17 protein-coding genes are annotated in these 22,219 nt (G+C 37.6%); 6 read left to right on the top strand and 11 right to left on the bottom strand.

The window, feature by feature from the left end:
• The 10 genes from ABWO41_RS04270 to ABWO41_RS04225 form a co-directional block, all read right to left on the bottom strand.
• Positions 1-3,500, bottom strand: a 3,500-nt coding sequence (locus ABWO41_RS04270) for a two-component regulator propeller domain-containing protein (RefSeq protein WP_353133960.1), incomplete at its 3' end; no start/stop codon positions are given.
• Between the two features lie 200 nt (positions 3,501-3,700).
• Positions 3,701-4,876, bottom strand: a complete 1,176-nt coding sequence (locus tag ABWO41_RS04265) for a glycoside hydrolase family protein (protein WP_353133957.1) — start codon at positions 4,874-4,876, stop codon at positions 3,701-3,703.
• A gap of 468 nt (positions 4,877-5,344) precedes the next feature.
• Positions 5,345-6,835, bottom strand: a complete 1,491-nt coding sequence (locus ABWO41_RS04260) for an FGGY family carbohydrate kinase (protein ID WP_353133954.1) — start codon at positions 6,833-6,835, stop codon at positions 5,345-5,347.
• Between the two features lie 3 nt (positions 6,836-6,838).
• Positions 6,839-7,813, bottom strand: a complete 975-nt coding sequence (locus ABWO41_RS04255; RefSeq protein ID WP_353133951.1) for an ABC transporter permease — start codon at positions 7,811-7,813, stop codon at positions 6,839-6,841.
• Positions 7,814-7,823: 10 nt separating this feature from the next.
• Entirely contained in the window at positions 7,824-9,332 is a 1,509-nt protein-coding gene (locus ABWO41_RS04250; RefSeq protein ID WP_353133948.1) for a sugar ABC transporter ATP-binding protein, read from the bottom strand.
• A 6-nt stretch (positions 9,333-9,338) separates the two neighbouring features.
• Positions 9,339-9,974 (bottom strand): DUF2291 domain-containing protein, encoded by a 636-nt coding sequence (locus tag ABWO41_RS04245; RefSeq protein WP_353133945.1) that lies wholly within the window; start codon positions 9,972-9,974, stop codon positions 9,339-9,341.
• Positions 9,975-9,986: 12 nt separating this feature from the next.
• A complete protein-coding gene (locus tag ABWO41_RS04240) occupies positions 9,987-10,916 on the bottom strand; it encodes a D-ribose ABC transporter substrate-binding protein (protein ID WP_353133942.1) in 930 nt (309 codons plus the stop codon).
• 78 nt (positions 10,917-10,994) lie between these two features.
• Entirely contained in the window at positions 10,995-11,957 is a 963-nt protein-coding gene (locus tag ABWO41_RS04235) for a transketolase family protein (protein WP_353133939.1), read from the bottom strand.
• A gap of 19 nt (positions 11,958-11,976) precedes the next feature.
• Positions 11,977-12,801: a transketolase gene (locus tag ABWO41_RS04230; RefSeq protein ID WP_353133936.1), complete on the bottom strand. Its 825-nt coding sequence runs from the start codon at positions 12,799-12,801 to the stop codon at positions 11,977-11,979.
• A 10-nt stretch (positions 12,802-12,811) separates the two neighbouring features.
• On the bottom strand, positions 12,812-14,218 hold the full coding sequence (locus tag ABWO41_RS04225; RefSeq protein ID WP_353133933.1) for an L-fucose/L-arabinose isomerase family protein: 1,407 nt from the start codon (positions 14,216-14,218) through the stop codon (positions 12,812-12,814).
• Positions 14,219-14,629: 411 nt separating this feature from the next.
• Between ABWO41_RS04225 and ABWO41_RS04220 the strand changes: the two genes are divergently transcribed.
• Positions 14,630-15,391 carry a DeoR/GlpR family DNA-binding transcription regulator gene (locus tag ABWO41_RS04220; RefSeq protein WP_353133930.1) on the top strand — a complete coding sequence of 254 codons (762 nt, stop codon included), beginning with the start codon at positions 14,630-14,632 and terminating at the stop codon, positions 15,389-15,391.
• Positions 15,392-15,512: 121 nt separating this feature from the next.
• Here ABWO41_RS04220 and ABWO41_RS04215 read toward each other — a convergent pair whose 3' ends face one another.
• A complete protein-coding gene (locus tag ABWO41_RS04215) occupies positions 15,513-16,988 on the bottom strand; it encodes an aminotransferase-like domain-containing protein (protein ID WP_353133927.1) in 1,476 nt (491 codons plus the stop codon).
• Positions 16,989-17,052: 64 nt separating this feature from the next.
• On the opposite strand from ABWO41_RS04215, the gene ABWO41_RS04210 reads away from it, so the two are divergent.
• The 5 genes from ABWO41_RS04210 to bioA are packed head-to-tail and all read left to right on the top strand — an operon-like array spanning position 17,053 to position 21,633.
• Entirely contained in the window at positions 17,053-17,685 is a 633-nt protein-coding gene (locus ABWO41_RS04210; RefSeq protein WP_353133924.1) for a hypothetical protein, read from the top strand.
• Positions 17,657-18,772: an aminotransferase class I/II-fold pyridoxal phosphate-dependent enzyme gene (locus ABWO41_RS04205; RefSeq protein WP_353133921.1), complete on the top strand. Its 1,116-nt coding sequence runs from the start codon at positions 17,657-17,659 to the stop codon at positions 18,770-18,772. Before ABWO41_RS04210 ends, ABWO41_RS04205 begins: the two co-directional genes overlap by 29 nt.
• The gene (bioD, locus tag ABWO41_RS04200; protein ID WP_353133918.1) at positions 18,765-19,376 is read left to right on the top strand and encodes a dethiobiotin synthase; all 612 of its coding nucleotides are present in this window, start codon (positions 18,765-18,767) and stop codon (positions 19,374-19,376) included. The genes ABWO41_RS04205 and bioD overlap by 8 nt, the downstream gene beginning before the upstream one ends.
• Positions 19,377-19,384: 8 nt before the next feature.
• The gene (bioB, locus tag ABWO41_RS04195) at positions 19,385-20,380 is read left to right on the top strand and encodes a biotin synthase BioB (RefSeq protein ID WP_353133915.1); all 996 of its coding nucleotides are present in this window, start codon (positions 19,385-19,387) and stop codon (positions 20,378-20,380) included.
• Positions 20,365-21,633 carry an adenosylmethionine--8-amino-7-oxononanoate transaminase gene (gene bioA / locus ABWO41_RS04190; RefSeq protein ID WP_353133912.1) on the top strand — a complete coding sequence of 423 codons (1,269 nt, stop codon included), beginning with the start codon at positions 20,365-20,367 and terminating at the stop codon, positions 21,631-21,633. Before bioB ends, bioA begins: the two co-directional genes overlap by 16 nt.
• Positions 21,634-22,219: the final 586 nt, after the last annotated feature.

Here is a 22,219-nt window from a genome sequence, read left to right as displayed (position 1 = left end):
CGTAAGCGCCTGCATACATCAAAACCATCAGCTTCCGGCATCATTAGATCAGTAATCACAACTTGCGGGAATATTTTTTCTGATTTGGCTATGCCTTCATTGCCATTGGTAGCCGTATAAACATTATAATATTCCGATAATCGCTGTTCCATATAAGTTCTCAGGCCAGGATCATCTTCAATAACAACAATGCTATAAGCTTTACGACTACGCTTTTCAGATAAGTTTACTCCTTCAGATTCCGCCCATATATTATCTATTTCAGATATCGTATAATCATAAGACGCAACGTTATTTTCTGTCTTCTCTACATTTACTACAAATGGTAAAACTACGGTAAAAGTAACTTTGTCGTCATTAGAATGCAATGTAACCTTTCCTTCCAGATAGCTAACCAACTCTTTAACTATAGCTAACCCTAACCCAGTACTCTTTTCGAAATCCGGCTTTACCGATCCAAGGCGAGTAAAAGAATCGAATATAGCCTCTCTTTTGTCATTTGGAATTTCTGTTCCGGAGTTGGTTACAGCTATTGATATATATTCACAATCAATTTTCGGAGACAGCTCCAATTCTTCAAGTTCCTCGAAAGTAGTTTTCTTTATGTCCAAACTTACGAAGCCTTTTTCTGTGGTGTATTTTATAGCATTTGAAAATAGATTGGTAAAGATTTTCTCTATAACATCATGATCGAATTTGGTGTAAAAGCTTTCCACATCGGTTTGAATAGCAGTTTTTATCGCTTTTTTATTAGCATAAAGTTCAAATAGTGAAAAAATTTCCTGAACGTATTGAATAAGATTTCCAAGCTCATTATTAATAGTTAGCTTTTGACTTTCAATTTCCCTGAAATGAAGCAATTGGCTGATCATACGTTGAATGCGGTTTACATTCTTTTCTATGAGGTGTACATAAGCATTAGCATTGGATGATTTATGCTCTGGTAAAAGCTCTTTCAATTGTTTTAATGGGTCTACAACTAAAGTGAGCGGCGTTTTCAGGTCATGTGAAATGTTGGTAAAAAAGTTAATACGAGCTTGTGTAAGTTTTTTCATGTTTTGCTCTTTGAGCTGTTCCATTTCTAACCTATGCTCGAATATTTTTTTATTGGTAAAATATCTCCAGATGAAGTATACGATGCATAAAAACAATATGCTATAAAGCATATATGCCCAAATGGATAAGAACGGAGAGGGCTTTATTTCAAAATCCAGGGCAGCAATATCGTCTCCCCACAAATTATCGTTATTGGCCACTTTTATTTGGAATGTATAGTTTCCTGCAGACAAATTGAAGAATTGGATTGATTTTTGGCCCTGAGGTAAAATATACCACCGGTCTGAAAGCCCAAGCATTCTGTATGCATACTGATTTTTTTCTGCCTGCAAATAACTGTTTGCCGAAACTCGTATTTCTATATTGGATTGCTTATGTGAAAGTGTTATTCTCTTGCTGTGCCCATCGGAATATGATAGTGTAGAAATATCTTGTTTCAAAGGCGAATCCTGATCTCTTGGCGTTATTCTTTTATTATTAATCAATAAATCTGTAAAGAAGACTTTAGCTTTTTGATTGTTCCGCTTAATCTTACTTGGAGTAAACATGATGAATCCATTGGTTCCTCCAAACAACATCTCACCTTTGGAAGTTTTAAAACAAGATCGCACATAAAATGTTCCACAGAGATTTGTCACGTCAATAGGAAACTTATCTATTTTTTGTGTTTTATAATCATAAAAATATAGTCCGTCATTTGTACTAAACCATACCTGCTTTGCATGAGTATCCTCCAGTATACCAAAAACAGTTTTACCTAATAACCCGTCTTTTTCGCCATAATTTATATATTCCCCCTCCTTATTTAAACGGTTAACACCTCCGCCTTTTGTACCAAACCAAATATCAGAGTTTGAAGCTATATAATATGAACAGATACTATTTAACGCATAAGCAGCATTTTTTAAATAATAATGTTTAATGATATGCCTGTTATGAACATTCACAATATAAACCCCTTCGTGGGTCATCAACCACAAATTATCCCCTTTATCTCTATACAATGTTTCGATTTGCATCTTAACAGGATTCCCTTTTGCGTCAAACAAAGAGACAATTTCCAGGATTTCCTTTTTTTTATTTTTATATATCAATTCAGAGTCTGGATTTGTCATCCAGATTCCGGAATCTCCTTCCAGTGCAAAATCGTAAATGCTAAGTTGTTGCGCAGTTACCGGGTGTTGCATTTTCATATCGATAAAACGCCGCTGTTTACCGTCAAACTGCTCCATTCCACCATTAAATGTAGAGATCTGCAAAACGTTATGCTTTTTATCGTAATGCAGATTTTTGATCATATTCGAAGTAATACCGGTTTTATTACTTTGCGTATAATAGAAGAAATGGTCATTTTTTCTATTCCAGTAATTTAAGCCTCCACCTTCTGTACCTATCCACAAATTTCCATTCGCATCTTCTTCAAAACAGCTAACTATAGGATGGTTAAGTCCTCCTAAAGTGGGTTTAAAATAATTTACATCATTGTCGAAAAATGTCATGTAAGCTAATTTTCCCCCGTAAGTACCTATCCATATTCCACCGTCAGGATCCGGATAAATAGACCAAATGGAATTATTGGGTAGCGAATATGGATAATGTAAATTAGAACGGAGCAAATGGGTCTCTTTCTTTACAGGGTCTAATAAGAAAAGACCAGATTGTGTGGCTATCCATAAGGTATTCGTAGCGTCAAGATAAAGACCTTTTGCACTTGTTGATTTTTTGGATCCAAATGAAAGATTATAATGTTGCCTTATTTTTCCCACTGCATCGCACTCATATAATCCGTTCATCAAAGTAAGAATATATGCAGCACCATCATGTTCTACTAAATCTCGAATGACATAATTGGGGTTCCCCAAATCAGCAAATAAGATGTATTTTTTAGTTTGTGTATTTAATTTATAGACTTTACCCGCTAATGCGACATAAATATGTTCTTTAGTTGAGATTAAGGTAGATACATTTGATAATTGAGGATAATCTGTTATTGTTGGTAATTTATCCGGATGAAAAGATTGAAGCTTATTATCCCTGATTATCCAAACAGTACCATCCTCTCTTGCAGCAATCGACCCGATATTTCCTGTTAAAATTCTATCAAACTTTTGCTTTTGATAATTAAACCGTAAGAGTCCCTGATTTGTGGCAACATATAAACGTTTCGATTTATCAGTTATAACTTGTCCGTAAGCCCAATAGGAACGGGGAGAATGACTGATGACAAGGTCATTCATTTGGGTAAACGTATTTCCGTTATAAACAAACAGCGCATCGTATCCACTAAACCATATTCTGCCAACACTATCTTTCGTAATGCTGTGTATGCCGCCATAATAGGAGGTTTCCGGCATTTTGTGAAAGCGATAATCCGATAGGTTTATAGTTGCAAGACTGGATGTATGAAATAAACTAGAAAGTAAAACGGCTAATATAAATCTCATTGACAAAAATTAAGGTCTATTTCTTACGATTCTGGCGAAATACGCAGAGTAAATATATTAAAATTTTGGTTGTCCAATATTTTAGAACACAATTTTCATTTTAAAAAAAGTATAGCGTTTATAGCATTACGTTTTCACGAAAATTTAAGAAATATCCAATCTAATGGTATAGAGAACCGCTCTTCTTTTTTATAACCTTATTAATTTGTAATTGACCTCACATTATCAACAATAACCGAATCGCTTTGCACTACATTAATAGCATCTCCGGAACCAATACGAAAGATGTCTCTAAAGCTAGCTTGTGTAATACCTTTTGCATAAATCATATGGTGAGAAATTACATTCCGAACAAAAAGCCCTTTTATATTATTGGTATATTCAACAAACAAACCTTGCTTAGAGGATTTATTGATAATCATGTTTTCAATAAACACATTACTTATCTTTAAATTTCCTATGGGCATAATACGGATAGCTCGATGAGATATCGAATAGAAATCTTGCCAATTCTGAAGATAAATATTAGAAATATCGTCGATTGCTCCCTTATATATAGAACCACTAACTACATTGACATTTTCCTGGCCAGCACTTACATTGGTATCTGTTAGCCCTATATTAATGAAATCATCCCCGCTTTTTCCCCGGCAATTATCAATAATAATATTCTTACAACCAAACCGAACTCCCAGGCCATCCTGGTTTAATATCTGCTTGTCTTTCCCACTAATTTCAACAGCTTGCCTGACATTAAACGTAATGTTATTGACTTTTCCGTTCTGCGCCCTTTCTAAAACGATTCCATGTGCATGATAGTCTTTTAAAGTGAGTCCGCTAATTTCAAATCCATCTACGTGAGCTAAAATAATCCCATGGTTTCTCCAACCTCCTTTTTGATTTTCACCCACCTTGCCTGCATCACTACCATATGATAAACTAAAATTTCCGTTGGGATCTTTTGATAAAGTTTTGTTATGATCACCAGTCGATCTTGGGTTATCTGCTCCTTCTAAAATTACATTCCCAACTCCTCTTATTCTGATATTTTTCAAAGTACTAATTTCTGTAATCCCAAGTCCGCAATTGGCAGATCTCATGAAATTATCCCGACACAGGTCGGAAAGTTTAAGTGTACAATTATTTAACTCTAAGTCTATACCATCGGGCAACAGAATTGCGCGATCTATTAACCATACCTTCCTTCCTGTTACTTCGTCATAAGGAGGGATTACAACTCGACCGGTAGTACTTTTAGCATCATTAATCGCCTGTTGTATACGTTCGATTTGACTCCCTTTTTTATACATGTTAGGAGTGTAATATTCGCTGGTTTTTTCAATTTTCGCAAAAACTACAAGAGATTTTGCCTCCATATTTGGTAAAAATAAAAAACATAAGACCCAAAGATTGCTAATAAATATTTTAACCATTTCTGTTTTAATAGATATCATCCGCGATAGTGAAACCCGCAGCTTAATTTATTGATTTTATTGCTTAACATAGCCAATACTGACCATAGTTTGGCTAATATACTTTCATTTGCTGACATGATTTAATAATTAATTGGCTTTACAAAGCTAACCTTTATCTATAACCGGAAGGACTTGTTTTGTACAGAAATAGTTCATTTTTGTACAAAATAAATAAGTCTGGGACCTCAGACTTGATCAATATTTGAAAGGATACTTCAGTATTATTATTTTGGCACTTTATAGAAGTTATCATTTAACAACCTGCTCTACAATGATTATATCGGGATTTTGATATTTGCGTTACACGCAATTACTTCCAGGTATATAGTTTCAAATTACTCACATATTGAATTACCGAGTTAAAGACACTCAATTATCATCTGCAACTTGAACCAAATGCATCTTCCACTTTTCATAGCCTTTTCGAATATGGACATCTTCCATAATTTTCACTTCTTTATGCTTTTGAAGTCTGTCTAAATGATCGAGGCTCTTAAAAATGCCACATCTTAGCCCTGCCAAATAACCGGCGCCTAAAGCTGAAATGTCCGGCTGATCCATACACATGATTTTTCTTTGCAACAAGCCCGCAAGGCTCTGCATAACAAACTGGTTAGACGTTATTCCGCCGTTTACACGTAACTCATTCAGGCGAATGCCCGTATCCTCTTCCATTGCCCTTACAACATCCATGATTTGATAGGGAATACTTTCCAGAGCAGCCCTTACAATATGATTTTTATTGGAAGAGAAAGTAATTCCCCCTATTTCTGCTTTTCGTTTCATATCCCAATGTGGTGCTCCCAAACCGCTGAAAGCCGGAATTAAATACACTCCTCCATTATCCTCAACCGACAACGCCATTGTCTCGGCATCAGCTGCATTTTTTAATAACCCCAATTCATTTTTCAACCATTCAATGGTTGATCCACAGGAAACAATCACTCCTTCTTGTGCATAAGAAACTTCCTGTTCTGTACTCCAGCAAATGGTTGTAACCATACCTTTTTCCGACGGCTTCATCATTTGCCCTACATTCATTAAAATAGAACATCCTGTACCAAGTGTAGCTTTTGCTGTCCCCGCTTTAAAGCAGCCTTCTCCAAAAGCTGCAGCATGCGAATCACCTATCATAGCATCTATCTCAACGGGCTCAGCAAAAAGGCCTTCGAAGTTACTTTTACCAAAATAAGATGACGAAGGTTGTAATTCGGGCAATTTTAATCCGGAAATCTGGAAATCTGCCAGGATTTGTTTATCCCAATCCAAAGATTCCAGATTAAAAAACAAGGTTCTGGACGCATTGGTATAATCTGTTTTGTATGCCTTTCCTCCTGTAAGCTTATACAACAACCATGTATCCACAGTTCCAAACAGAGCTTCTCCGTCATCAACAGCATTTTTAATTTCCTGGTTATTTTGGCATAACCAGACCATTTTGGTACCGGAAAAATAAGGATCTATAAGCAAACCTGTCTTTTGCCTAATGGCACTCTCTATTCCTTGTTCTTTTAAGGAATCACAAACGGTGACAGATCGTTTACATTGCCAAACGATGGCATTATGAAGAGGTTTCCCGAATTTATCCCAAACAATGAAGGTCTCTCTCTGATTTGAGATTCCGCAGCTTATAATTTCTTCTTTCTTCCCTCCTTTAGATTTAAAATCCTGAAGACAGGCTGCCACCGAGTCTATTACATTTCTATAGATATCTTCTGGATTTTGCTCTACAAAGCCTTCTCCAAAATAATTGGTTTTAAGCGGAACAGAACCTCTGGCGATGGCCTCTCCTTGTTCATCAAAAACGATGGTTTTAGTACTGCTTGTCCCCTGGTCTATGGCTAATATATATCTGTTCATACCTTAATCGTTTTTAGAGTTTGATTTATCGATAATAACCGCCAATAAAATTACGCCTCCTTTGACCACTTGTTGCCAAAAAGGAGACACATTCAATAAAACCAAACCATTATTCAACACTCCGATAATGATAGCTCCCAATACGGTCCCCATAATCTTTCCTTTCCCTCCAGACAAAGATGTTCCACCAATCACTACTGCTGCAATGGCATCCAATTCATAACTAGCTCCGGCGTTTGGCTGCGCACTGTCGAGACGTGAAGTCACCATAATACCACCTAAACCTGCCAGCAAGCCCGCTATAGCATAAACGATTGTTTTTACTTTACCAATATTGATTCCCGATAATTTAGAAGCGCTCTCATTACCACCTATAGCATAGATATATCTTCCTAAGCGTGTTTTATTGGTTATGACGATAGCAATGAACACCACTAAAGCTGCTATCCAAACCGGAACAGGAACAGATAAAAACCACCCGGTACCGATATATGCAAAGTCATCTCCTAAACCAGAAATTGGAAACCCTTTGGTATAAAGCAAGGTAAGTCCTCGCGCTATGGTCAACATGGCTAATGTTGCCACAAAAGGAGGAACCCTAAATTTAGTAATCACCCAACCATTAAAACCACCGAGTATGGAACCAACTATTAAGCCAGCCAGTATAGCGCCCAGTATGGTAAAACCTACATATAGATTCCAGGGCTCTACAGAAATACCATTTTTCAGCAAGCCTGCAGCCACAGCACCGCTTAATGCCAATACCGATCCGACTGACAAATCGATACCCGCCATTAAAACAACCAAAGTCATCCCTACAGAAATGCATACGTTCACAGAAATCTGGCGCATTACGTTCCATCCATTAGCTACTGTTAGGAATTTATCAGACAATAAACTAATCGCCAGACACAACACAAGAAGAGCTATGAGAGACTGAAACTTCAGCAAATAAGGTTTATATGTTTTTAAGTCCATTTTTAAAGAATCAAATAGTTTTAGGAATGGCTGCTTTCAAAATTTCAGCTTCAGTAACACATTCGGCAGAAAAATCTGCGGTAATTTCTCCTTCCGACATTACCAGTACGCGATCGGAAACGGCTAAGATTTCCGGCAATTCGGATGACACCATGATAATCCCCATTCCTTTTTCGGCTAACTCCACAATCAATTTATAGATTTCATTTTTCGCATGGATATCAATTCCTCTGGTAGGTTCATCCAATAAGAGGATATCGGGCTGGGTAGCTAACCATTTTGCCAGCACAATTTTTTGTTGGTTACCACCGCTCAAACTACCTGCAATTTGTTCAGGAGAAGAAGTTTTTATTTTTAAATCGTTAATGTATTTTTCCGACAAATTTCGCTCCTTCACCCCATCTAGCAGACCGGTCGCCATTTCCATATCTTTCAATGTGGTTAGTTCAATATTTTTTTTCACATCCAATCCCAATACCAATCCATCTTTTTTACGGTCTTCCGGAACCAATGCAATACCCGATTTTGTAGCATCCGCAGCTGACTTGACTTGCTTTTTCTCGCCTTTCACATAAATATCACCTTCACCTAATTGCGGATGCTGGCCAAATAAAACCTCCATTAATTCGGTCCTACCCGCTCCCATCAGACCAAAAATGCCTAAGATTTCACCTTTACAAAGCGAAAATGAAACATTCTTCAATAAATAGCCCCGGCTTTTTTCGGGGTAACGCAAACTCAAATTACTTACCCTTAGCAGTTCGTCTCTGTTTCCTTTCCCACACTCTTTCTGAAGTAAATTAATTTCCCTACCCACCATTTTGTGAATAATATCATCAGTTTTCATGCCTGCCATACTGCCGCTTTCTATCATCTTTCCGTCTCTCAATACAACATAACTATCCGCTATTCTGAAAAGCTCATCTAACTTGTGTGAAATATAGATAATTGCCTTTCCATCGTTACGTAAGTCTTTTATGATATCAAACAATACATTCACTTCGTGATCGCTAATAGCGGATGTGGGTTCATCCATAATAATTACATCAGAATCTGTCAGCAGGGCTTTTGCTATTTCTACGACTTGCTGCTGTCCAACCTTAAGGTTCTGAACTTGTGTATCCGGATCAATATCCAATTTTAGCTTTTGCAATAATACTTTTGTCTGCTGCCGCATTGTCTTTTTGTCCAGTTCGCCCCAACGGGTCTCCAATTCACGTCCCAGGAAGATATTTTCGGTAATATTAAGACAAGGTATTAGCGTAAGTTCCTGATGGATAATGGCTATTCCTAGTTTTTGAGCTTCCCTTGGATTGGTAAAAGAAACCACACTTCCCTTTAACAAAATCCTGCCTTCATATTCACTGTATACTCCGGATAGAATTTTCATTAATGTAGATTTTCCTGCGCCATTTTCGCCAATAATAGCTGTAACTTCACCGGCAGCAATTTGCATATTGATATTTTCAAGTGCAGTAACACCAGAAAACTTCTTGGTTATATTTTCTACAGTTAACATGTCTTTTTAGTCCTTTACTAGCTCCAACTGTACTGGTATTAATTCTATTTTTTTTGTTTGCGGATGCTTGCTATTTAACTCCAATGCTCCTATAAACTTCACCTTTTCATTTACTCTCACATGAGCTAAAAATGGCTTAACTACCTCTGTTTTAATCTTGTGATTGATTTGTTCTGAAACATTATTAAGGTCCATCGTATTATCAAAATCTGTAATCTGAATTAAACCCGAAGCGTCACGAACCGCATTGCCATATACGTATTCCGTCTCTAAAGAAACTTTATTTGCCGGTTGACTGTTGGCCAATTGCAATTCTATATCATCCTCATTGATTTTATGAACTATACCTTCGCCTTGTACCATAAAATAACGGACATAGCCAATTCCCAGGGTCTTTCCATAGGTGTTAAAAGCTTTTTCAGGTTCATTATTGAGTTCCTGAATGAGCTGATTTAACGGAACAGCGTTTTTTAATGAAGGAACGAGTTCCTTTTGCCAAAAAGCAGCAGCAAAGCCCGCCGCATCAAACCCTGATTGCTGTGCAGCCCTAACTTCATCCAGTTTTTTAATAAATACAGAATGATACGCTAAAAAGAGTACTACCACAACGGCTATAATGTATTTTATTTGTTTTCTCTTCATGATGTTTTCGCATTATTCGATGTAATTATTTACATTGTCAGCATTCACTAATTCTACAGATACCGGAACTTTTTGCGGAAACTTCTCTCTTCCCTTAATAAATTCATCTGCATAAATAGCTGCAGTTTCTGCCATTGTCTTTGGATACTGCATGCTGGTAGCTTTAATTTTTCCTTCTTTGATAGATTGCACTGCATCCGCAGCACCGTCGAATCCGAAAACCTTGACTTTATCGGCTTTACCGGCAGCATATAAAGCCTGATAAGCACCCATTGCCATAGCATCATTTCCACAAAAAACAGCATCGATATCGGGTTGTGCCTGTAAAATAGATTCTAAAACCTCCATGGCTTTATTACGGTCGAAATCTGCACTTTGCTGTGCTACCATTTTTAGTTCCGGATAATTATCAACTACACTATGGAAGCCTTTCGAACGACTCCAGGTATTATTGTCACCAACTAAACCCAACAGTTCTACATATTTTCCCTTTTTATTCAGTTGTTGAACAAAATACTTTCCTAAAGCTATACAGCCGGAATAGCTATCAGATAAAATCTGAGAAGTAGCGACAGTATTAGAGTTCACTTCACGGTCCATACAAAAAACACCTACTCCGGCATTTTTAGCTTTAGTAACATTAACGATAGATCCATCGGCGTCTGTACAATTGAAAAGAATTGCCTGATAACCCGAAGTAATAGCATTTTCAAAATGATCCGCTTCCAATGCCGTACTATTCTGTGAATCAAATATTTTGGTTTCATAACCCAAATCCTGCGCTTTCTTTGCAGCCGCTTCGGCCAGAACCACAAACCATGGATTATTTAGTGTCGACACGATAACGGCCACTCGCTTAGGTTGATCTTTCCGATCTCCACGATTACAACAGACCATTACAGTCACCAATAAAAGCAAAAAGAGTCCCTTTACTTTTTTCATTCTAATTTCGTTTAATTGGCTTTTGAGAAAAGCCGGTTTAATCAGGTTATTTTTCAGATAGTACTGACATTGTTATTGTTATTTTTCTAATAACTTTTCTGCAGTTGCCGCAATTCCCTTGTCGGAAATACCATAATGATTCAGAATTTCTAACTGCGAGCCAGTTACCGTGTACTCATCAGGTATAGCTATAATTTTAAAGCGATTAGTGAACCCCTGTTCTAATAGAAAAGATGCACAGGCTTCTCCCAGCCCGCCATAAACGCTATGCTCTTCTGCTGTGACAATGGGCTTTCCTTCTTTCGCCAATTCTGCAATTAATTCGGTATCCAGAGGTTTTATGGTATGCATACTTACCACAGTAGCCTCAATTCCTTTTGCAGCCAATAAATCCGCAGCATCTAAAGAAGGGCTTACAGTTTCTCCTGTTGCAATAATTATTAAATCCGTTCCTTTGCGTACAATTCTTCCCTTGCCAAATTCAAAGCCCTCACTTAAATGTGGTAAATGCGGCATGGGCTTTTTACCAAAGCGAATATAAATTGGGGACGAAAGTTCTGCCGCTTTCCGAATAGTCATTTCCGTTTCATAGTTATCCGCCGGTGCTACAATGGTAACATTATTTACCGCCCGTAACGCTGCATAATCATGTAAGCTATGATGTGTTGAGCCTAAAGCGCCATAACTTACACCGGCACTTATTCCTATTAATTTTACCGGATTATCAGAATAGGCTACGTCATTCTTAATCTGCTCAAAGGACCTTGCCGTTAAAAAACAGGCCGGAGAAACTGCAAATACTTTTTTCCCTGTCGACGCCAAACCGGCGGCTACGCCTACCAGATTTTGTTCGGCAATACCAATTTCCACCAATTGTTTCGGAAACTTCTGTGCAAAAGGCACCAATTTTCCGGAGCCTCTTGAATCGCTTGTTACCACTGTTATGTCTCTATCATTGGCAGCCATACTTTGTAGTGTCTCTGAAAAAACATCCAGATTAGCCCTTCCTGTATGCGTTGTTGTTTCTGTAATTGCTCCCACTTTCTTTTCATTTAAGATTTTAAAAACTCGCTTCCGCTTTCTCTAATTCTGCAATAGCCTGTTGGTATTCCGCATTTGTTGGAACTCCATGGTGCCATTTCAATTGATTTTCCATATAGCTGACACCTTTACCTTTTATCGTATGTGCAATAATTAAGTTTGGTTTTCCTTCTTCGAAAGGAAGACTTGCAAAAGCAGTTTTAAGCTGTCCTACATTATTTCCATCTACATGTTTTACAGCCCAGCCAAAACTTTCGAACTTTTGATCTATAGGCTCCGTATTACACACTTCTGCCGTTGTTCCTGAAATCTGAAGCTTATTGGAATCTATGATTGCGCAAAGATTATCCAGCTTATAATGGGCAGCAGTTAAAGCTGCCTCCCAATTCGAGCCTTCCGGTAATTCCCCGTCTCCCATTAACGTAAAAACACGATAATCCTTTCGATCCATTTTTGCTGAGATAGCCACTCCCACGCTAATTGGAAGCCCATGTCCCAAAGCCCCCGTATTCTGTTCTACTCCATTTACCTTTTTTGTAGGATGACCAATGTAATGCGATTGATATTTGCACAAATTATCAAGATCGTCTTGCGGAAAAAAGCCCTTATCCGCCAGTACAACAAACAAGGCTTCTACACAATGTCCTTTACTTTGTATATAACGGTCACGATCTGGCGAAGTAAAAGTTTCGGGACTCACATTCAATACATCGTTATACAGAACGTTTAGTATATCTATACAAGAAAGACTCCCTCCCGTATGCCCTGCTTTGGCCTGGTAAATATATTTTAGAATATTTTTACGGTAAGCCACAGACTTTTTTTCCAATTCTTCAACTGTCATATCCTTTAATTTAATGTTGGTTGATTTCCCAGCCTAAATAATTTCCAAATGCCTCTTTTAAAACATCTGCAGTTTTGGATGCATTCATTACCACATGATGCTCAAAACCATTTCTGCATACATATTGCATTAAACCCTGCAAATCATTAATCTTGGCCACTGCTCTATTTCCGAAAGTATTCAATTCATCATTAGTCAACTCTCCCTCCCCGAAATAGGCTTTGATCACCCCACGGTTATCATCCGTACTGATACGGCCATAGGTTAAAGGCATCGCCGGCGTACGGCCAGACAATGCGCCATAAGTATTTTCTACGCCAACAGAAGTTCCTAAAATTGGCGCATTACTTATTTCTATATCAGGTAAGAAAGATTTTGCCCAGTTACCACAATGGAAAAGCACACATTTTTCGTCGTCATTTGCATAGTTGTTATTCCAATCTACCAAAGCGCTTGGCGAGCCTGAAGCCAATTGCATAGCATACATGGTTAATGTTCCTGTAACATCAACCTCACAAGCACTTGGTAACATATTCTCACTCATGATGCTCATACTTGTACACACATTGCAGCCGTAATTTTTCTGTAATGATGTCCAGCATTGAATAGCGGTAGCATCCAATAGATTTTCATCCATAAAATTGGTAAGCGCAACATCCAGTTTAGCGATTTGCCATAAAGCTTCGTCCGGAGTTAAACCTGTAGATGTATAGGCCTTAATTTTATCTAAGCGATCTTTAACCACCTGATCATTTGGAGTGAGTTTATTCGCATTTCCAAGAATTTCAGACAAGTCAACAGTAACAACAGAAATCCCATGTCTCTGCAAAATTTTCTCGCTATACCTAACTGTATTAAAACCTCCGGGTCTTGCACCTACAGCCCCAATCCTCACATTTTTAATACCTTTCACTACACGACAAACGCTAATAAATTTAGATAAATCTGCTGCGAAAGATGGATCTGAAGGGTGAACAACATGTTTTGTAGTAAGACTGTATTTTATCCCAAATTGATGCAGGTTATTACATACCGAAATCTTTCCGCACCAGGAATCCCTTCTTCTTGCCACATCCAATTTGTCTAAATCATCCGGATAGGCCTGAACCAGGACAGGAACATCTAGCTTTGCCAGCTTCAAAGTTTCAGCCACACCACGCTCATCTCCGAAATTGGGTAAGATTACCAATATCCCCGCTATTTGATCACGATACTTTTTAAACAAGTCTGCACATTTTTGGGCGTCCTGAAAAGTTTCCACTCCGCCTAATTTGGTATCGTTTATATCTAAAAGAATGGGATTAATCTCATGCTGATTCAATACGTTTAAAATTTCCGATCGGCATTCTGCTACCAGTTTATCAGGAAAAAAATCACGATTTCCAATTATAATTCCTAAGCTTAATTTCTCCTTCATTATTCGATGATTAAGTGTTTTGAATTTAAATCTTTTCAAGTCCCTTTTTCCTTAATACATATGCGTCAACTTGACACTTTTAAAAAAGAAAAAAGGTTTATAATGGTTTTTATTTTAATATTATTTAAAATAGGGATTGTTCGCCTTCAACAAATATAACGGTTCTTCCTAAAAAACAAAATAAAAGAAAGAAAAACAAAATAAAACAAAGATAAAAATTATCAAATTTCATCCCACTCTAAAATTTAAATATCTCTTTCAAAAAGATAAAAAGCGACAAAAACAATAAAAATCAGTTATATCTTAAACAAACACTTAAAAACAAACAAGCAGTAAAACAAAAAAAATAATTAACAAAGGAAAAATATTACATGGTAAAACAGTATTTTTGAAAATAAAACACAAATTAAAATGTTGCCTCACCAAAGACGCGAGAAAATTCTAGATCTTTTAAAAGAAGACGGTTCTGCCAAAGTTATTTCCCTTGCAAAAATTTTCAAGGTCACCGAAGTGACTATAAGACAGGACCTGGAAAAGCTGGAGAAAGATGATTTGATTGTAAAATCGCATGGCGGTGCTTTTCTAAAAAACATCAAAGATCAGGTTGGCTCTTTTTCTCTCGCACAACAGGAAAATTTGGATAAAAAAGGACTAATTGCCGAGAAGTGTTTAGATTTTATTGAAAATGGAGACACTATTATTCTCGACTCCGGTTCTACAACAACAGAAATTGCTAAGAGATTAGTAGGTCGTCGTCAACTTACCGTGATTACTAATGCACTAAATATCGCCATGATTTTAGGTGCGGAAACAGGAATCGATGTCATCATGACGGGCGGAGAGTTCAAACCACCCACACTATCCTTAACAGGACAAAAGGCAGCCGATTTTTTTAAAGGGTTAAATGTTCAGAAGTTATTTTTAGCAACAGCAGGACTTTCTCTTAAATCCGGTTTGACTTATCCAAGCATCAGCGATTTGGTTGTAAAAAAGGCCATGATAGACGCTGCCGAGACCACCTATTTAGTTGCAGATTCTTCAAAATTTGGAAAAAATTCGTTCGCCAGCCTTGGCGCTCTTTCACTTATTGATTTTATTGTTACAAACAGTGATGTCGATGAAAAACATAAAGAAGCCTTCAAGATTCACGAAATAGAGATGATTATCGCTTAGGCGAATCCTTTATGTGCTAGTCGCAATGAATATAAACATCGCGTTTTCGAAATTTATAAAGCATTAAAGCAATGACTCATGAATGTTCGTTATTGATATACCATTTTGTAAAGCGAGCAGTTTATAAATTAGAGCAACATCTTTTCAAAATCCCCAAGCTTTCTTTTATTTCTCCTTCATCCATGCTCCCAAAACCCAATCTCATTCCGGACAGGTCTTTAGTTTGATAAAGTAAAGTTTTAGGTATAAAAAGATTGGATTTTGCACATTGATAGCTCAGCTGTAATAAATTCACAGGTTTTTTCCAGCGCAACCAAAACGCTAAACCGCCATTCGGTTTTTCAAAACTCAAATCTTCCGCAAAATCGTTCGTTAATAAATCTTCCATCAAATCTCGGCGCTCCTGATAAATTTTTAATGATTTCTTCAGGTGTCGATGAATCACTCCATCTTCAATCATCTCTCCCAACGCCTGTTCCATTACAATATCTCCCTGGCGGTCTATAATCCCCAGATATTTACGCATTTCGCGCATCAGGTTATCTGGTGCAACGATAAATCCCGTCCGAAATCCAGGGGCCAACGATTTTCCAAAAGAACCGACATAGATAACCATACCCGTTGTATCGGCTCCTGCCAACGGCAAAAGCGGTTGCTTATCGTAACAGAAATCGTAATCATAATCGTCCTCTACAATCACAAAACCATATTGATTTGCCAATCGTAACAGCTCCATCCGCCTTTGTACGCTTAAACTTACAGTAGTTGGATAATGATGATGCGGTGTAACATAAACCATTCTAATCTGCTGCTGTGCACATAACGTTTGTAAGGCTTCGGTATCAATTCCCTCTTCGTCTACAGGAATGGTTTTTATCCTGGCTCCCGATTTTTGAAAGATCATATTTGCCGAAAAATAACTCAATTCGCCTACTACAACCGTATCATCTGCAGAAAGCAGAATCTCCGAAATGATAAACAAACTCATTTCAATACTGCGGGTAATCAACAAATTATTGGTCGAAACAGGTAAACCTCTAGATAAATTCAAATAATAGGACAACTGGGATTTAAAATATTCACTCCCTTCCTGATTATAATAGCCCATTTTTTTCCGGTTGCTACGGCGTTTGATATTGGCACTATAAAATCGGGAAATATCATTAAATTGAGTTAAACGAACATCAGGCACACCGTCATTAAAGACATAATCGCAGGTTGTGTTTTCAAATGGATTATCCAGCAAGTTAGATTTCCGAAAAGAAAAACCTGTTTGCAACGGATAAATATACTCCAGCATATCTGAGCGCTCCCTTTCGGTTAAAGGCAATTCGGAACTTACAAAAGTTCCCTGATTCGGCTTTATTTCTACCCAACCTTGCGCATAAAGTTCGTCATAAACGGCAGTAATGGTGTTACGATGTACTTTCAATAAATCACTCAAAGCTCTCGTCCCGGGTAATTTCGTCCCGGGTAAAACCAGATTCCTCTGAATAGCATAAATCAGCTGATTAGCTATTTGCATAAATACAGCGACCTCCGATTTTCGGTCAACCTGTATAAAACTTTTAAAAGGTATTTCAACCGGACTATCCATAATTTAAAAACTGGCACAAGCAAACCATCCGGAAAGGTAATACTTTTATCAAAAAAGTAGAAATATGCTTTCCACGCTTCAACGTATCGTAGAACATGCCGAATTGCATGCAAAATGGCTCAACACCTTATCTTTTATGGAAAATGCAGGTGCCAGAAAAATTTCGGCCTGCGAACATCCTTATACCACAGATATCATACAGCTAAAGCATGCTGCCGAAGAGCACAGACACGCCTATTATTTAAAGAAACAAATTGAAAAAATAACACCAAATTCCTTTAAATATTACTTCTTAGACGATTTGTTGGGCAAGGTGTATACCAGACAATACCTGCAGTCTCTGGACGTATTGTGCAGCCGCTATTTAAAAAAACAATTTGCACTGAGTGGAAACGAACTAAAATATGCTTCATACCTTTTTGTTACCTATGCTATCGAAGTGCGGGCAGATGAACTGTACCCTCAATATCAGGAAGTTTTAACCCAAAAACATTCAAAAGTGATGGTAAAATCTATCATTTTAGAAGAAGAAGGGCATTTGGAAGAAATGATAATACAATTAGAACGATTTGATTGTAACTGGAAACAACATGTTTCCCACATTCAGAAAATCGAGCAACAATTATTCTCCGATTGGTTTTCGGCCATTTCAAAAGAGGTTTTAGCTTATGTTAGCGCTACAAGCACAATTGCTTAACCGACTTGAACAACGTGAAAGCGAAGGGATTTTGCGGAAATTAAAAATTGGCAAAGCATCTATCGATTTCTGTTCTAATGATTATTTAGGATTGACCCAAGACGGGGATTTTCAACAGAAAATCATGGAAATCGTTCTTAAAAATTCCAAATCACTAATGGGATCCACCGGATCAAGATTAATTAGCGGAAACACGGAAACTACCATGCAGGTAGAAAGCTTCCTTGCCGGAGCACATGGTAACGAAAGCGCTTTATTATTTCCATCAGGTTATAAAGCAAATTTGGCCCTGTTCTCTTGCATTGCAAAAAAGAATGATACTGTTTTAGTTGACGAGTATATTCACCGTTCTGTTCACGACGGCTGCTTGCTTTCTAATGCAACAAAATGGAAATTTAAACATAACGATTTAGATCATCTGGAGTCTCTCCTCAAAAAGACGAAAGGAAATACCATAATTGCCATAGAAAGCCTGTATTCTATGGACGGCGATTTTGCACCCTTAAAAGATATCGCGGAACTTGCATTTAGATATCAGGCCAATCTTATTGTAGATGAAGCCCATGCTTTTGGTGTTTTTGGAAAAGGTCTGGTTTATCAAAACCAACTGCAAAACAAGGTATTTGCGACTATCGCTACCTACGGAAAAGCCATGGGATTGAATGGTGCTGCAGTTTTGGGAAGCCGGGTACTAAAAGAATATCTGGTCAATTTCGCTTCTCCGTTTATCTACTCCACTGCAGCATCAGATTTTCAGAGTTTAAGCATACGAGCTTCCTACAAATACATGGATGAACATCCCGATTTGGCGATAACATTACAGAAAAACATTGAATATTTCAGATCACATCAGGTTCATTTCATATCTCAGGAGAAAAGCCCCATACAAATTGTTCAGTTTCCTTCATCAACAAAACTGCGACAGGCGGTTACTGATCTTTCCGCAATAGACATCGAAACCTATTCAGTATTTGCCCCTACCGTGAAACCGGGATTGGAAAGACTACGGATTTGTCTGCATCAGTTTAATTCATTTGCAGAAATAGACTGGCTTTGTCGTATCATCAAACAACATCAATATGTATAAAAAGCTATTTGTAACCGGAATTGGAACAGGTGTTGGAAAGACGATTACTTCGGCTGTTTTTACACAATACTTTCAGGCAGATTACTGGAAACCTGTCCAATCTGGCGATTTGCATCAGAGCGACAGTATGAGCATACGAGCTTTGATAGATGAACATCTTAAGATCCATAAAGAAAATTATCGATTAAAAGTAGCGGCATCACCACATCAATCTGCCAGAATGGAAAATATAGAGATTGAGTTAGATGATTTTGCATTGCCACAGACTAACAATCATTTAATCATTGAAGGAGCAGGCGGACTGTTTGTTCCGTTAAATGAGCAGTTTTTCGTTATTGATCTGATAGAAAAATTAAGCATTCCTACAGTTTTGGTATCCCGGGACTATTTGGGATGCATTAATCATACCCTTTTATCTATTCAGGCCTTGCTGCAAAGGCAAATTAAAATAGATTATATGGTTCTTAACGGGAAATTCAATCCGGATTCTGAACGGATTATCCTTAAAAACATTAATGAACATACAAAAATTATCCACTTGCCCGAGTTCAACAAACTCAACAAAGCCGATATCAAAAAAATCTGTACAACACTTTCATTATAGAAAACACAATGGAAAACACAAAAACATTACGTCACGATTGGACAAAAGAAGAACTTTTAGAAATTTACAATAAGCCCTTAATGGAACTCGTTTATGAAGCGGCGACCGTTCATCGTGAATGGCATAAGGCAGACGAAGTTCAAATTTCTACTTTACTGTCGGTAAAAACCGGTGGCTGTCCCGAAGATTGCTCTTATTGCGGACAGGCTGCCAGATATCATACAGATATAAAAGTTCAGGCATTATTACCAACAGAAACAGTAATTGCTCATGCGCAAAAAGCAAAAGATAATGGTTCATCACGCTTTTGCATGGCAGCAGCATGGCGGGAAGTCCGCGACAATAACGATTTTGATAGAATTATCGATATGGTAAAAGGTGTAAATGATTTGGGTTTGGAAGTATGCTGCACCTTAGGGATGCTAACCGAAAATCAGGCACAACGTTTACAGGAAGCCGGCTTATATGCCTATAACCATAATCTGGACACTTCTGAAGAATATTATGATGAAATTATATCTACCCGTCAATTCGATAATCGTATCAACACCATAAATAATGTCAGAAAAGCGGGAATTACCGTTTGTTCTGGTGGTATTATAGGCTTAGGCGAAACTAATGAAGACCGGATTTCCATGTTACGCACCCTGGCCAATATGGAAAAACATCCCGAATCGGTTCCCATCAATGCATTGGCGCGAGTAAAAGGAACACCTTTAGAAAACAATCCGAAAGTTGATATCTGGGATATGGTACGCATGATCGCTACTGCCCGTATTGTAATGCCTGCTTCTATGGTTCGTTTAAGCGCAGGACGTATTGAAATGAGTGAAACCGAACAGGCATGGTGTTTTATGGCCGGAGCTAACTCTATCTTTACCGGAGAAAGACAGACTTTATTGGTTACACCAAATCCGGGCGTATCCGAAGATATGCAGATGCTTAAAAATCTGGGACTAAAACCTCTTGTAAAAGAAAAAGAAAGCGCATGCAAAGCGAACTGATAGAACGCGATAGAAAAGTCAACTGGCACCCTTATACCCAAATGAAAACAGCCCGACATATTCCGATTATTCGGGGGGAAGGGGCTTACATTTTTGATGCTAACGGTAAACGTTACATTGATGCGGTATCTTCCTGGTGGGTAACGCTACATGGACATGCGCATCCCTATATCGCAAAAAAGGTTGCCGAACAACTAAACACATTAGAACAGGTAATCTTTGCCGGATTCACACATCCCGTGGCTATTGAATTATCTGAAAGACTATTGAATCTGCTACCCGATAATCAGGAAAAGGTATTTTATACAGATAATGGTTCCACAGCGGTAGAAGTAGCTTTGAAAATGTGCATTCAATATGGCCACAACCAAGGTGTCCGTAAGAATAAAATTCTGGCCTTTAAAAATGGCTATCACGGAGATACCTTTGGCGCTATGTCTGTAAGTGGCCGTGGATTATGGACGGCGCCTTTTGGTGAATTATTATTTGATGTTCTTTTTATTGATGCACCTACCAAAGAAAATCTTTCGGACACAAAAAGTTTTATCGAAAAACATGCTTCAGAAATTGCATGTTTCATTTACGAACCACTGGTACAGGGTGCCGGTGGCATGCTGATACATGAAGCAGATGACTTATCCGAACTGATGAAATTTTGTAAATCAAAAGGGATCTTACTGATACAAGATGAGATTTTTGTTGGGTTTGGACGTACAGGCAAGCTGTTTGCCGCCAACCATTTATCAGCACAAGCGGATATCATGTGTTTTTCGAAAGGCCTCACAGGCGGCACAATGCCATTAGGCATCACAACCTGTTCGCAGAAAATCTATGATGCTTTTTATTCTGACGATAAAACCAAGGCTCTTTTTCATGGACATTCGTTTACCGCCAGTCCATTAGCCTGCGCTGCAGCTCTAGCCAGTATGGATTTATTATTACAGGAAGAAACCCAACAAAATATCAAAAGAATCTGCACACAGCACCAGCAGTTTGCCAATACATTGGCAAAACACCCTAAAATAAAATATGTCCGGCAACAGGGTACTATATTCGCTCTGGAATGGAAAATCGAAGAAGAAACTTCCTATTTCAGCGATATTAATGAGAAAATATATCCTTTTTTTCTAGAAAACGGTATTCTAATCAGACCTCTGGGAAACATTATCTACCTGGTCCCACCATATTGTATTTCTGTTGAAGATCTTGAATATATTTATAAATATATCATGGAAGCTCTGAATGTAATTTAAAAAAGGAAAGTCATCACAAATTAGTCATAAACAAAAAAGCCAACAAAATAACAGTGTGTTTTAGATGATCTCTTTTTCATTAATATTAGATTATTATGAAGGTCCTTTAAGAGGAATCAAGGTGTAGCAAATAGAAAAATAATTAAAGAAAATCAAACACCATGCACCTGCCCGAGCCTACCATTTTCTTCTCTGCTTATCCGATATATTTTTCCCTAACTACACTTCATTTGATTTTCTATGAATCCATGTATTATTCATGATTAGTCCATAGTGAGTCCATGTTTTTAATAGAAAACATGGACTTTAGGTGGTATTATATTAGTTTAACAATTATTAGAATTAAGAGTCGTTAAGGTGAATTGTCAGATGAATTGCCTGTACATATTATTGTTAAACTAAATAAGGTCATAGCAAAAAAAGATTGATAAAAGTCGTCAACGCGATGTACTCCGATTGCATATAATAGGAGAATAATATTTAAAGGTGCTTTATTTAAGATGCCTCCTTCGGATCAAGCTGAATTCTTGGGGGGAGTATTAAAAAATTCTTAGTTTAGCAGTTTAAAGATTATATACTTTGCTAG

The sequence above is a fragment of the Pseudopedobacter sp. genome (assembly GCF_040392825.1).
GTDB lineage: Bacteria > Bacteroidota > Bacteroidia > Sphingobacteriales > Sphingobacteriaceae > Pseudopedobacter.
This window is presented reverse-complemented; position numbering and strand designations above follow the sequence as displayed.